Raw genomic sequence first — 13,169 nt, 5'->3', positions numbered from 1 at the left:
ATTCAGAGAAATGAGGATTTATTAGTGGACAAAACCTTATCGTAGATGGAACATCTCATATACACATACGCTAACTTGGATATCATAAAAATGTCTAGAGAACGAAATAGTGATTTCAGTTCACCAAAAGCTGAACTTGACAGTGCCGCACTTTTTTATCACCAGTACCCTAAACCTGGAAAATTGGAAATACAAGCAACAAAACCTCTTGATAATCAACGTGATTTAGCTCTTGCTTATTCTCCAGGTGTTGCTGCACCATGTCTTGCAATTCATGAAGATCCTAATCTTGCTGCTCAATATACCTCCCGTTCTAATTTAGTCGCTGTTATATCCAATGGAACTGCTGTTCTTGGTTTAGGAAATATTGGTCCTCTTGCTTCAAAGCCAGTTATGGAAGGTAAAGCCGTTTTATTCAAAAAATTTGCGAATATTGATGTCTTTGATATTGAAATTGATGCATCCGATATAGAACAAATGGTACAAACGGTATCGACTTTAGAACCTACATTTGGTGGTATTAATCTTGAAGACATTAAGGCTCCTGAATGTTTTGACATCGAAGAAAAGCTTCGTGCTAAAATGAAAATTCCAGTTTTTCATGATGACCAACATGGAACTGCCATTATTGTTTCTGCGGCTGTATTAAATGCCTTAAATCTTTCAGGAAAAAAAATTGAAAATGCAAAAATAGTTACCTCAGGTGCAGGTGCTGCTGCCCTCGCTTGCCTTAATCTTTTGGTTCGTCTTGGGGCAAAAGTTGAAAATATTTGGCTTAGTGACTTAGAGGGAGTTGTTTATGAAGGTCGCAAGACCCTTATGGATCGTTGGAAAATCAATTACGCACAAAAAACGGACGCACGAACTTTATCTGATATTATTGATGATGCGGATATTTTTCTAGGCCTATCTGCAGGTGGTGTTTTAAAGCCTGAATATCTTAAAAGAATGGCTCAAAATCCACTCATTTTAGCACTGGCTAATCCAGTACCAGAAATTATGCCTGAAGAAGCACGCTCTATACGACCAGATGCAATGATCTGCACAGGACGCTCTGATTATCCCAATCAAGTTAATAATGTCCTTTGTTTTCCCTATATCTTCCGTGGTGCATTAGACGTAGGTGCTAGTGCAATTAATGAAGAAATGAAAATGGCCGCTGTTCATGCGATTGCTGCCCTTGCACGTGAAGAAACTTCAGATGTTGTAGCACGTGCATACTCAAAAGAACCACCCAATTTTGGACCAGACTATCTAATCCCCTCTCCTTTTGATCCGCGTTTAATACTGCGTATTGCCCCCGCTGTTGCTAAAGCAGCAATGACAACTGGTGTCGCCATTCGTCCCATTGAAGATATGGAGGCCTACTATGATATCCTCAATCGATTTGTCTTTCTTTCTGGTTTAACAATGAAACCTGTTTTTGCTGCAGCAAAAACAGCAAAACGTAAACGCGTCATCTATGCCAATGGTGAAGATGAACGCGTCCTTCGTGCAGCACAAGTTGTCATTGAAGAACAAACAGCAACGCCCCTCCTTATCGGCCGTCCACATGTCGTAGAAGCAAGATTGAAACGCTTTGGTTTAAGAATTCGTCCTGGTATAGATTTTGAATTAACAAACCCTGAAGATGATCCACGTTTTCGTGATTATGTTAATTTATTTTTTCATTATACAGGGAGGCGTGGTGTTACGCCTGAAATGGCAAAAACAGTAGTGAGAACATCAACAACGGCTATTGCTGCCCTTGCCGTTATGCGTGAAGAAGCAGATGCAATGATTTGCGGCTTAGAAGGACGCTTTGAACGTCAACTTGAATTGATTGAACAAATTATCGGTCTTGATCCTCATGTTCACCGTTTTTCTGCTATGAGTTTGCTTATCTCTCAACAACGTACTCTTTTCCTCACAGATACTTACGTCAATGAAAATCCTTCTGCAGAAGAAATCGCTGAAATGACTGTGTTGGCAGCTCAAGAAGTTGAAGCATTTGGAATAACACCAAAAGCAGCCTTATTATCACACTCAAACTTTGGTTCTAAAAACACAGAAAGTGCGCGTAAAATGCGACGTGCAACAGAAATTCTTGCCAAATTACACCCTGATTTAGAAGCAGATGGTGAAATGCATGCTGATGCTGCCCTTTCCAAAGTTTTTCGTGATCGTGTTTTTCCTAATTCTCGTCTTAAAAGTGAAGCTAATTTGCTTGTCTTTCCAACACTTGATTCAGCCAATATCACGCTCAACACTGTTAAAAGCCTCACAAATGCACTCCATGTTGGTCCTATTCTAATCGGGGCAGCACGTCCCGCCCATATCTTAACGCCTTCAGTAACTTCTCGGGGAGTTGTTAATATAACAGCCCTTGCTGTCCTTGCTGCCAATAGAAAAAATAGTCTTGTAAAATAAATGCGCAATAAAATTTCAAAGTTTTTTAAATATTGAGATATAGTATTTCATGTACTGTAAACCTCTTTTCTCTATAGATAAAGACAGCTATATTCTGGATTAAGTCTTTTTTTTAAAGAGAAAAAAGGCTAGAAGAACAATATTAAATGTATTTTGAATTTACTAACTCTATAATAAGGAATCCGTACATTGCCTTCCACGTTTGATAAAGTTGCTGATATCATTGCAGAAATCAGTGAAATTGATCGCAATACAATTACACCTGAGAGTCATACAATTGACGATTTAGGAATCGACAGTCTTGATTTTCTTGATATTGTTTTCGCTATTGATAAAGCTTTCGGAATAAAAGTCCCTCTAGAACAATGGACACAAGAAGTCAACGAAGGTACCGTTGCAACAGAAGAATACTTTGTTCTTAAAAACCTTTGTGCAAAAATTGATGATCTCGTTGCCTTAAAACAGGCAGAGTAGTTTTTTCGCCATGCATGATCAATCTGTATTCATCACTGGTATAGGTCTCATAAGCTCTCTGGGGGAAGGAACTGATCAACATTGGAATCTCTTAAATGATCCAATCCGTACACCAAACCTAGATTATACAACTTTTTCACCTTACACGGTTCATAAATTGCCCGAAATTGATTGGAGTTTACAAATTCCTAAAAAAAGTGATCAACGGCAAATGGGAACATGGCAGCGTCTTGGTACCTATGCGGCTGGTCTTGCTCTTGATGATGCCGGCATGAAAAATAATGAACAACTCACTTCAACAATGGATATGATCGTAGCGGCAAGTGGGGGAGAACGTGATATTACTGTTGATACACAGATTCTTTCTAAAGCGCGCGCTGTTGCCGATCATGCTTCTATGTTAAATGTTGCTCTTTCAACTGAACTTCGTCCAACATTATTTTTGGCACAACTTTCAAACCTTTTGGCAGGAAACATTTCAATTGTTCATAAAGTCACTGGATCATCTCGTACATTTATGGGAGAAGAAGGCAGTGGTCTTTCTGCACTTCAAATTGCTGTAGCTCGTATTAAATCAGGTCAAAGCACTCATGCTCTTGTAGGAAGTTCCTATAATGCACAAAGTTATGATATGTTGTTGGCGCATGAGCTTGGTGGTCTTTTAACCCATAATGGATGGAGCCCAGTGTGGGATCGTGGAATCTATCCAGGCGGCGGTGTCATAGCAGGTTCTGGTGGGATCTTCCTAGTTATTGAAAGTGGAAAACATGCCAAAAAACGCAATGCACGTGCTTATGCTGAAATTAGCCAAATTATTACAGACCAAACAGATAGAACCAAAATTCCACTTAGAGATTCAATTGCAACAATGTTAAAAACTGCGGGCGCTAAATCTGCCTTAGCCATTTCAGCAGCCTCAGGAGCTCACGAAGCAACAAAAGCAGAACAAAATGCTCTTGATAATGCTGATCTATCTTACCGTGGCATTACAACATTATTTGGTTATATGCGGGAAGCACAATTTCCTCTAGCTCTAGCTCTTGCAGCACTTTCAATTGAAAAAAAACATTGTTTTCCAGCGTTAAGTCCTCATGAAAAACCTTTTTCTAAAGAAGTACGTGAAATATTTGTTACAACTATTGGTATAAAAAGAGCTGAAGGTATTGTGCGTCTTACAGCTGTTTGAAGGGGAATTTCTATAGTGAAATATCATGATCATTTTGGGCGTCCACTTGTAGCAATAACTGGTGCAGGCATTGTCACATCACTGGGACAAGGGAAACATGAAAATTGGCAAAAATTAACAAGTGGTGTAAGTGGTATCCACAAAATAACACGTTTTCCCGTTGAAGGATTAAATACATATATTGCTGGAACAATTGATTTTCTTAAAGAAAGTACACTTGGTGCTTCAGCTCTCTCTGAGAAGCTTGCATATCTTTCTGCTGAAGAAGCTTTAGAACAAGCTGCTATTGATAAAAAAAAATTTAATGGACCACTCTTTCTAGCTGCTCCTCCTGTTGAACTTGAATGGAAAGCACGTTTTAGTCTTGATCAAGAGGAGGAATTCAATAATGAGCCTTCTTATGCACATCTTCTTAAAGTCTGTAAGGATAAACTCCATGAGACGCTTTTTGAAGCCACACAATTTGGTGCAATTGCAGAAAAACTTCAAAAAACATTTGGCACAAAAGGACTTCCTGTTACACTTTCCACTGCCTGTGCATCTGGTGCAACAGCAATTCAATTAGGTGTTGAGTCTATTAGACGGGGAGAAACAAATCGAGCTCTCATAATTGCGACAGATGGATCAGTTTCAGCAGAATCTCTCATCCGTTTTTCGTTACTATCTGCTCTTTCAACTCAGAATGAGCCTCCAGAAAAAGCAGCAAAACCCTTTAGCCGTGATCGAGATGGTTTTGTTATGGCAGAAGGCTCAGGCGCTCTTGTTCTTGAATCTCTTCAAAGCGCATTAAACCGTAATGCTACAGTTTTAGGAATTTTAGCTGGCTGTGGAGAAACCGCCGATGACTTTCACCGTACACGTTCAAAACCCGATGCATCACCAGCAATTGAATCCGTTCGCAAAGCTTTAAACGATGCAAAAATAACCATCAATGAAATTGACTATATTAATGCCCACGGAACTTCAACACCTGAAAATGAGAAAATGGAATATCTTGCATTATCAACAGTATTCGGTGATCTTTTAGAGCATATTCCTGTCTCTTCTAATAAATCAATGATTGGGCATACATTAACTGCTGCTGGTGCAATAGAAGCGGTTTTTTCGCTTTTAACCATTCAATCGGGAATACTCCCACCAACAATAAATTATGATAATCCTGACCCTACTATCCCCTTAGATGTTGTTCCTCATCATAGCCGTAAGTCCTGTGTCAATGCGGTTTTGTCAAACTCATTTGGATTTGGTGGTCAAAATATGAGTCTTGTTATCACTGCATATAAAGGATAATCCTGTAATAATAAAATTTTATAACGCTAACCAATAATATATTTAAGGGGGATGATAATGCGTGCACTGCAACTCTTCGATGATCGTCGGCTTGAAATCACCAATATTTCCCCGCCATCTTCACCTAGTATAGGTGAAGTAACTGTGCGGATAAAAGCCGTTGCTCTTAATCATATTGATGTATGGGGATGGCGTGGCATGGCTTTTGCGAAAAGAAAAATGCCACTCATCATTGGTGCAGAAGCCTCTGGTGAGGTTATACAAATAGGAGATGGCGTTGAACATCTCCAACTTGGACAGATTGTCTCAATTTATGGTGCACAAACCTGCGGAGTATGCCAAGCTTGTCATGAAGGACGGGATAATCTTTGCAGTAATGTAAAGGGAGTCTATGGTTTTCACCTTGATGGATTTGCGTGTGAGCTTGTCAATTTGCCAGCACGTTTATTAGTTCCATCACCTCCCCAATGTGATGAATTGCAAGCAGCAGTTGCTCCAATTACTTTTGGTACCGTAGAACATATGCTTTTCGATAACGCAAAACTACAAGCAGGAGAAACAATCCTAGTACAGGCTGGTGGCTCAGGTATTGGTTCTGCAGCCATTCAACTTGCAAAACACATGGGCTGTACAGTTATCACAACTGTAGGTTCAGATGAAAAAATTGCAAAAGCGCACTCTCTTGGGGCAGATCATGTGATTAATTATCGTAAAGATCGTTTTGAAGGTGTAGTGCGTAAATTAACCCAAAAAAAAGGTGTTGACGTTGTTTTTGAGCATGTTGGTGTCGATACATGGAACGGTTCTCTGTTATGTATGAAAAAAGGAGCACGCTTAGTGACTTGCGGTTCTACCTCTGGTGTTTCAGCACCAATAAATCTCATGCAATTATTCCAGCAACAGCTTAAGATATTCGGTTCATTTGGCTGCCGTATGGAAAATATGAAAAATGCCATGCAAAAAATGGCACAAAAAGCCGTACACCCTGTCATTGATACAATTGTTGGGCTGGATGAAATTGATACAGCTTTAAAACGAATGGAGAGTCGTGATGTTTTTGGTAAAATTATCCTTAAAATCGATTAAATCATGATGAAGCTTTCTCTTAAAAATCTCATATATCGTATTAAAATTATAGCTAAAAAAATATCCTACTTGTTATGGGCATATCTACTCTTTGGTTCTTTATTTATTCTAAAATGTTTTCCAGCCAAAATGGGAATTTCTTTTTTTGCTTGGTTAGCAAAAAAAATTGGTCCCCTTGTACATCGTCATCAAATCACACTTGCAAACCTTAGGAGTGCATATCCAGAAAAAACAGAGCAAGAACTCCGTGCGATTGCAATAGAAATGTGGGAAAATATAGGACGTTTCCTAGCTGAATATATTTTTCTTGATAAAATTTTTGATTTTGATCCTCATGCAGACGAGCCAGGTTTCATTGAGGTTAAAGGCATTGAAATATTTGAGCGATTAAAAAATGAAAAAAAACCACATATTTTTTTCACCGCACATACTGGCAATTTTGAACTTCTGCCTATTTGTGCACAAAGTTTTGATCTTAATGTTACGGTATTATTTAGACCACCCAATAATCCCTATGTTGCCAAACGAATCCTTAAAGCACGACAAACTTCTATGGGACATCTTGTTCCCTCCAAGGCCGGTGCAGCATGGGCATTAGCAGCCAAATTAGAAGAAGGTGAAAATGTTGGTATGCTCGTTGATCAAAAATTTCGCCGCGGTATCATGGGAACATTTTTTAACAGACCTCTTAAAACAAACCCCTTAATTATAAAACTTGCTCGACAATATGACTGTGATATTTATCCAGCACGTTGTATTCGTTTGCCTAGTGGACGTCATCGTTTAGAGTTATATGAACATGTAGAACTTCCACGTGATGAAAAAAATGATATCGATATAGCTGCTTCTACACAAAAATTAAATGATATTGTTGAATCTTGGGTCCGTGAATATCCTGGACAATGGATGTGGTTACATAGACGTTGGGACATCTAACATAAGCTCTATTGCTTACAAAGGAAGTGCAAAATGTTGGCCTCAAAAGATATCAAAGATCTCACTGCAATTATCACTGCATTACGAAACTCTGATAATGGTTGTATCTGGCATAAAAAACAAACTTTTGAATCCCTCATACCCTATATGCTCGAAGAAGTTTACGAAGTCATTGATGCCATTGAACGAAAAAATCGAAAGGATCTCTGTGAAGAACTTGGGGATCTTCTTTTACAAGTTGCCTATCATGCTACCATAGCACAAGAAGAAGGCAGCTTTACTTTTGAAGATGTTGTTTATGCAATCACGGAAAAAATGATTCGACGCCATCCTCATGTTTTTGGAAATGCCGAGCAAAAAAAACGAGGATTTATAAAAGAGGAGTGGGAATATATAAAAAAAAGAGAACAGGTTGAACAAAAAAGAATGTGCGAAGAAAAAAACAACAATTCCTCCATAAGCATACTCGCAACAGTAAAACAAATCCAGCCAGCAAACCAAGAGGCACTTGCTTTACAAGAAACAGCAGCTAAAGTAGGTTTTGATTGGCAAAAAAGTGATAAAGTTTTTGAAAAAATAGAAGAAGAACTGGAAGAGCTCAAAGAAGCCATCAAAAATAAACAAAACTCAGAGATAGAAGCAGAGTTTGGAGATCTCTACTTTATACTTCTTAATCTCGCGCGCCACTTAGCGATTGATTCACAAAAAGCATTAAAAAAAACGAATATAAAATTTCGAAATCGTTTCGCCTATATTGAAGAAAAGCTATCCACTCAATCTAAAACGCTCACTGACGCATCCTTGAATGAAATGGAAGCACTTTGGAAGCAAGCTAAAAATGAACGATAAAAAATAGTAGATTTCTTCTACCTAAAAGAACAAGCCCCTCTAAAATTACTAAATTATAATTTAGCTCAGCTCAATTTGTTTTATATTGATCCTGCGTAGCAGGACGAAGTTCCACCGATTCGCCACACCCGCATGCTGATACTTGATTAGGATTTTTAAAGACAAAACCAGACCGAAGCGTTGTCACTTCATAATCCATCTGCGTCCCTAATAAAAATAATACCGCATCATGTGCTACAAAAACACGGGCACCATTCACTTCAACAACATCCGCATCTATCCCCTTTTCTTTGACAAGAGTAATTGTATACTCCATCCCTGCACAACCACCTTTTTTGATACCAACAAGAATACCCTGTGCATCTTTTGCATCCATAATCGCTTTAACACGATCCACTGCTGCTTGCGTCAAATTTATTACCGAAAAACGGCTCATCCTTTACTCTTTTCTTAGTTCAATAGACACTTTGAAAGTTTTTCCTCTACAATATTTTATCTGATATTTTAGAAAAAAAAAAACAACAAAACATGAATTAAAGCATTCTGATCTTGCTTATTTCGGTAAAAATACATACCCGTAAAATGAGATTTGTGATTATACAATCCAGAACTTACAATTTTTTATCCATATAAAATGAAAATACCTCGTCTATAAAACTCTAAAAAACGAAAACTTTTCAAAACCATACATTCACTCCTCTTCTTTTGAAAATCTTTATCTTTTTAGAAAAGTAACGATTAGGTAAGAAAAAAATATACCTTCAGCACTCATTTTCTCCAATTCATACCCCTAAATTCACCAATCTTACCCCCTCCTCACAATCTCAAAAGTAATTAAATGCATACATCTATTAACTATAGAGCTAAAAATTTAATGATCACAAAGAATTTTACAAATTCGTTGTTTATCTTGAATTAACAACAAAATATTGATGTCCAAAAATTTTACTTTCAAAAGCTCTAAGTGCAAGAGCATTTTAGATTTTATTCTGTTTATTTTTTCTCTTGCCTTTAAAGAAACAGTCATTTAATCGTTTTACACGAACTCGGAGCGTAGCGCAGCTTGGTAGCGCACTTGACTGGGGGTCAAGGGGTCGTGGGTTCAAATCCCGCCGCTCCGACCATTTTTAAAATGCTATAAATAAGCTTACTTAAAAAGTGAATCATTATGCATTTCAATTGCACACACATGAACTTTTTCTTCAACGTAGAATAATGTGCAATGATATTTTATCATAAATTCGAGATAAGCTTTTTTATTAAAATGCGCTTCGTTCTTAGGAAAACACATACGAAACGCGAGACCTTTTGCCTCGCGTTTTTTATTTTTCAGAAAAATTTATAATTATCCGATCTCATATTTTCTAAATTTTCTTTACACGATAACGTCGCTGTTATCATTTTTTGTAATGGATGGTGACATCTGTACGGTTATCTTTTTGGGTTTTAATTCAGCTGGCATTTCCCTTTTAAGCTGAATATGAAGAAGCCCATCTCCAAGTTCTGCCCCAATAACCTTAACATGATCAGCCAAATGAAAACGCCGTTCAAAAGCACGCGAAGCAATGCCTCGATAAAGGAATTCTCGCTCTTCATCATCATTTTTAGACTTTCTGTCTCCCTTAACGATCAGCTGGTTACAATGCGTTTCAATATCAATTTCATCTTGAGAAAAACCAGCAACCGCCATAGAAATTCTATAAGAATCTTCAGTTAAACGCTCGATATTATAAGGGGGATAAGAAGAAACTTCGTCTGGTTGTGTTCTAGAATCAAACCAGTTAAAAAGATGATCAAAACCTACTGTGGAACGATAAAATGGTGAAAAATCTACTTGACGCATAATATTGCCCTCCTCTAGAGCGACTATAATTTATAATTAATTCACAAAGTTCCCATATGGCAAACTTACTTGTGAACCTGCGGCCCCATCATGGCAACCGCATTATATTATCTAGTAATCGTTTTTCTTTATTTCAACTCTTTGGGACCTAAATTGATAAAAACTATCTAAAAAGCAATATACCCCTTTTTTAATCCTCTTTCTTCATTACATAAATGTCAAAGCACTAAGCGGCAAATACACTGTAAAGGATTTCAATTGGAAACACCTCTTTATCCCATAGACTGGGGTTCCACTTTTCTTAATATCCATCATGATACTCTTAAAATAGCAATAGATCACGAAATTCGTTTTGCTATAACATATCCTGAGGTGGAAAAATCTAAGGGAACAATTGTTATTCTCAAAAGCTACGCAAATACTTTAGAAAAATATTTTTTATTAATAAATGAAATTTCTAAACGCGGTTTTCATACAGCAATATTTGACTGCTTTGATCAAGAAAAAACATCCTTCAAGATAAGAAAACAAAGCCGACATCATTGTTTTGATATAAATAATGATATTAATGACTTATATAAATTTCTTAAAAGTATTGTTTATCCTAATTGTCCGCCGCCTTACTCTATGCTCGCCTATGGCATAGGTGGATTGATAGCACTTAGCGGATTAGATCTCATTAATCATCAGTTTAATAGATTGCTCTGTGTTTCTCCCCTTTTTGCTCCATTCGGCAATAAAACGAATAGTTTTCAACATAAATTAACACAATTTCTTTCTGATATAGGTCTTGGCTTTATACCAGTGAAAGATGGGAAAAAATTAAACAAGACAAAACAAAAAAATATACAATTGGGATACATAGATAAAGTGCCGCTCCCTTCCATTAAGCCCCCAACATCCCAATGGATGGCTTCAGTATTTAATGCGATTGATTCTATGAAGAGAAATGTACTTCATGGAGATTTACGAATCCCAACACTCTTTATTCTTGCCAATCAAAACAATATTGCAAACAACATTGAAGTGCGGCAATTATGCCAACACACACGTCTAACAGAAAGTATTACTATTACAGGCGCTAAACTGGATACAATTATGGTTAACGAAGATTATAAAAAGCAATTTTGGGCTGCATTCGATGCATTTATTCCCGATAATGTATCTGTAAAATAGCACTAAACCTTAATTTCCGCTCCGCCCCATCAAAAAAGAATTTTTCTACGAGCATTGGATCTACAAAAACTTTTAAATATAATAGATTTTTCTTTCCAACCACTCATATGATTCGTTTTCTAGCCTCTACAGACAAGCCATGACCTAAATATTCACCATGCATTCTAATAAAAAAACTAATATACAAAGTATATCATTACATTAAACAATATTATTTTACATCATAAAAAATAACTTAATAAAAAAACTATTTATATAAATAAAAATAATAAATTTATCTTAATATAACATGATACATATTTACAAATAAAGCATCAAAATACTATTTTTGATCTGTTATTAAGTGATAATTTAATATTATATCTAGGAAAACAATAGTTTTCATCTATTTAAGGAAAAAACTGGAAATAAAGCACATTTATAATATTTATTACAAATCTCTATAAAAACAAATAACTATAAAATTTCTATTTCTTAGGAGAACTTTTTAAAAACAATAAATTAACATAATATTCTTTTAATTTCTCGATATAGGAAGTCCCTACAATAACGGTTTTCATAAGTTTTTTAATGGAATTCTGATAATAATCAGTAACTTTAAAAGAAAAGATAGTAATGAATCATCTTAGTAGTTTTAGAGAACCCCTTCTTTTTTCAAAATCACATATATTTCGAATTTAACCAACTCACAACGAATATGCTGTATTTTGAATCAGAATGTAAGAATTAACCATTTTGCCATTCATTTCAATTATGAGCATTTTACCATCTTTTTTATAAATACTCTATATTGTATAATTGATGCGGCAAAACTCTGACAAATGGAGCCATTGGAATATAATCATGAAACGAATCCTGCTCGCAGAAGATGATAACGATATGCGTCGCTTTCTCGTAAAAGCCCTAGAACGTGCAGGCTACGAAGTCGCCGATTTCGATAATGGTATTAGCGCATATGAACGTTTACAAGAAGAGCCATTTTCCCTTCTCCTGACTGATATTGTGATGCCAGAGATGGATGGAATCGAACTCGCACGACGTGCTACTGAGATTGACCCTGATTTACGAGTAATGTTCATTACGGGTTTTGCAGCGGTAGCACTCAATTCAAATAGTGATGCCCCTCCTGATGCAAAGGTTCTCTCTAAGCCATTTCACTTACGTGAACTCGTCAATGAGGTTGAAAAGATCCTTATCGCTGCTTAAAAAGTATTTTTTAAAGTTATTTGCATCTGTTGAAAGAGAAAATAAAATTAGGCATTGACGTTTGGCATTCTATATGGTGTATGCAACATCAATGAATGGGCGTGTAGCTCAGCGGGAGAGCACTACGTTGACATCGTAGGGGTCACAGGTTCAATCCCTGTCACGCCCACCATTGCATTTTATATCAACAATAATTTATTGATTTTACATATGTTTTTTTAAGTGAGGGATACCTTAATAAAGTTAAGGGAATAGGATTTTTAACATTTCTCTATAAAGCACGCTTCGCACAATGTTTCTAATGTTTCTTTGAAGTCTGCTAACGCTTCTTGATGTAAGCCATCTAAAAGTCTCATAAACGCAACAACAGTTTCACGTTGCAACGGAGTAGAAGGCTTTATGATGATGCTTTTTCGATAAGAATAGGCTTCTTTTTTTAAGAGAGAAGCCATAGCTTTATCTAAACCATAAAGCTCTATGATCTTTTCCTCCAGTCCTACAGGAACAGATTTTTTGCCAATCTCGACAGAAGATAAAAATGCTACAGATATGTCTAATTTCTTAGCCATATCTAAGAGGCGTTCTGAGTGATCAATGCGAAGTTTCCGTAAAATTTTACCAAAAGATGTAACCATATAAAAAGTCCTATTAGAGAAGAAATATTTTCTTCTGATTCTAACAAATCTTTTTATGATTTTCTTCAATTATTGCGAA

At 36.6% G+C, this 13,169-nt stretch carries 12 protein-coding genes and 2 tRNA genes; 11 read left to right on the top strand and 3 right to left on the bottom strand.

Features of this window, described 5'->3' with window-relative positions; genetic code table 11:
• Positions 1–90: 90 nt before the first annotated feature.
• From ACFINI_RS07320 to mazG, 7 genes are all read left to right on the top strand, one after another.
• The gene (locus ACFINI_RS07320; RefSeq protein ID WP_375611563.1) at positions 91–2,409 is read left to right on the top strand and encodes an NADP-dependent malic enzyme; all 2,319 of its coding nucleotides are present in this window, start codon (positions 91–93) and stop codon (positions 2,407–2,409) included.
• Between the two features lie 189 nt (positions 2,410–2,598).
• On the top strand, positions 2,599–2,883 hold the full coding sequence (locus ACFINI_RS07315; RefSeq protein WP_005773457.1) for an acyl carrier protein: 285 nt from the start codon (positions 2,599–2,601) through the stop codon (positions 2,881–2,883).
• A 10-nt stretch (positions 2,884–2,893) separates the two neighbouring features.
• A complete protein-coding gene (locus ACFINI_RS07310) occupies positions 2,894–4,069 on the top strand; it encodes a beta-ketoacyl-ACP synthase (protein ID WP_375647247.1) in 1,176 nt (391 codons plus the stop codon).
• A gap of 15 nt (positions 4,070–4,084) precedes the next feature.
• Complete coding sequence (locus ACFINI_RS07305) at positions 4,085–5,359, top strand: beta-ketoacyl-ACP synthase (RefSeq protein ID WP_375611561.1); 1,275 nt, start codon at positions 4,085–4,087, stop codon at positions 5,357–5,359.
• A 57-nt stretch (positions 5,360–5,416) separates the two neighbouring features.
• Complete coding sequence (locus tag ACFINI_RS07300; RefSeq protein WP_375613072.1) at positions 5,417–6,445, top strand: zinc-binding dehydrogenase; 1,029 nt, start codon at positions 5,417–5,419, stop codon at positions 6,443–6,445.
• A 6-nt stretch (positions 6,446–6,451) separates the two neighbouring features.
• Positions 6,452–7,381 carry a lipid A biosynthesis lauroyl acyltransferase gene (locus ACFINI_RS07295; protein WP_273791402.1) on the top strand — a complete coding sequence of 310 codons (930 nt, stop codon included), beginning with the start codon at positions 6,452–6,454 and terminating at the stop codon, positions 7,379–7,381.
• 33 nt (positions 7,382–7,414) lie between these two features.
• Entirely contained in the window at positions 7,415–8,230 is an 816-nt protein-coding gene (mazG, locus tag ACFINI_RS07290; RefSeq protein ID WP_375621309.1) for a nucleoside triphosphate pyrophosphohydrolase, read from the top strand.
• Between the two features lie 70 nt (positions 8,231–8,300).
• On the opposite strand, the gene ACFINI_RS07285 is transcribed toward mazG, so the two are convergent.
• Entirely contained in the window at positions 8,301–8,666 is a 366-nt protein-coding gene (locus tag ACFINI_RS07285; protein ID WP_375618518.1) for an iron-sulfur cluster assembly accessory protein, read from the bottom strand.
• 611 nt (positions 8,667–9,277) lie between these two features.
• On the opposite strand from ACFINI_RS07285, the gene ACFINI_RS07280 reads away from it, so the two are divergent.
• Positions 9,278–9,354 (top strand) — tRNA-Pro (locus tag ACFINI_RS07280).
• Between the two features lie 251 nt (positions 9,355–9,605).
• Here ACFINI_RS07280 and ACFINI_RS07275 read toward each other — a convergent pair.
• On the bottom strand, positions 9,606–10,073 hold the full coding sequence (locus ACFINI_RS07275; RefSeq protein ID WP_375613075.1) for an Hsp20 family protein: 468 nt from the start codon (positions 10,071–10,073) through the stop codon (positions 9,606–9,608).
• 258 nt (positions 10,074–10,331) lie between these two features.
• Here ACFINI_RS07275 and ACFINI_RS07270 point away from each other — a divergent pair, with 258 nt between their 5' ends.
• From ACFINI_RS07270 to ACFINI_RS07260, 3 genes are all read left to right on the top strand, one after another.
• Positions 10,332–11,249: a serine aminopeptidase domain-containing protein gene (locus ACFINI_RS07270; protein ID WP_375613076.1), complete on the top strand. Its 918-nt coding sequence runs from the start codon at positions 10,332–10,334 to the stop codon at positions 11,247–11,249.
• A gap of 843 nt (positions 11,250–12,092) precedes the next feature.
• Complete coding sequence (gene cpdR, locus ACFINI_RS07265; RefSeq protein WP_005773448.1) at positions 12,093–12,455, top strand: cell cycle two-component system response regulator CpdR; 363 nt, start codon at positions 12,093–12,095, stop codon at positions 12,453–12,455.
• A gap of 97 nt (positions 12,456–12,552) precedes the next feature.
• Positions 12,553–12,627: transfer RNA gene (locus ACFINI_RS07260), tRNA-Val, on the top strand.
• Positions 12,628–12,715: 88 nt separating this feature from the next.
• Here the strand turns inward: ACFINI_RS07260 and ACFINI_RS07255 are convergent.
• Positions 12,716–13,090 carry a helix-turn-helix domain-containing protein gene (locus tag ACFINI_RS07255; RefSeq protein WP_375647243.1) on the bottom strand — a complete coding sequence of 125 codons (375 nt, stop codon included), beginning with the start codon at positions 13,088–13,090 and terminating at the stop codon, positions 12,716–12,718.
• Between the last annotated feature and the right edge of the window lie 79 nt (positions 13,091–13,169).

The sequence above is a fragment of the Bartonella sp. AA56HLJMS genome, from assembly GCF_042197145.1.
Classification (GTDB): domain Bacteria; phylum Pseudomonadota; class Alphaproteobacteria; order Rhizobiales; family Rhizobiaceae; genus Bartonella.
Note: the sequence above shows the minus strand (reverse complement) of the source record. Positions and strands in the feature narration are given on the sequence as shown.

Excerpts from the sequence above, each read along its gene's own strand:
- ACFINI_RS07300 (WP_375613072.1), top strand. The coding sequence starts at position 5,417 with ATGCGTGCACTGCAACTCTTCGATGATCGTCGGCTTGAAATCACCAAT.
- ACFINI_RS07255 (WP_375647243.1), bottom strand. The coding sequence starts at position 13,090 with ATGGTTACATCTTTTGGTAAAATTTTACGGAAACTTCGCATTGATCAC.
- ACFINI_RS07310 (WP_375647247.1), top strand. The coding sequence starts at position 2,894 with ATGCATGATCAATCTGTATTCATCACTGGTATAGGTCTCATAAGCTCT.
- cpdR (WP_005773448.1), top strand. The coding sequence starts at position 12,093 with ATGAAACGAATCCTGCTCGCAGAAGATGATAACGATATGCGTCGCTTT.
- ACFINI_RS07285 (WP_375618518.1), bottom strand. The coding sequence starts at position 8,666 with ATGAGCCGTTTTTCGGTAATAAATTTGACGCAAGCAGCAGTGGATCGT.
- ACFINI_RS07295 (WP_273791402.1), top strand. The coding sequence starts at position 6,452 with ATGAAGCTTTCTCTTAAAAATCTCATATATCGTATTAAAATTATAGCT.
- ACFINI_RS07320 (WP_375611563.1), top strand. The coding sequence starts at position 91 with ATGTCTAGAGAACGAAATAGTGATTTCAGTTCACCAAAAGCTGAACTT.
- ACFINI_RS07275 (WP_375613075.1), bottom strand. The coding sequence starts at position 10,073 with ATGCGTCAAGTAGATTTTTCACCATTTTATCGTTCCACAGTAGGTTTT.
- mazG (WP_375621309.1), top strand. The coding sequence starts at position 7,415 with ATGTTGGCCTCAAAAGATATCAAAGATCTCACTGCAATTATCACTGCA.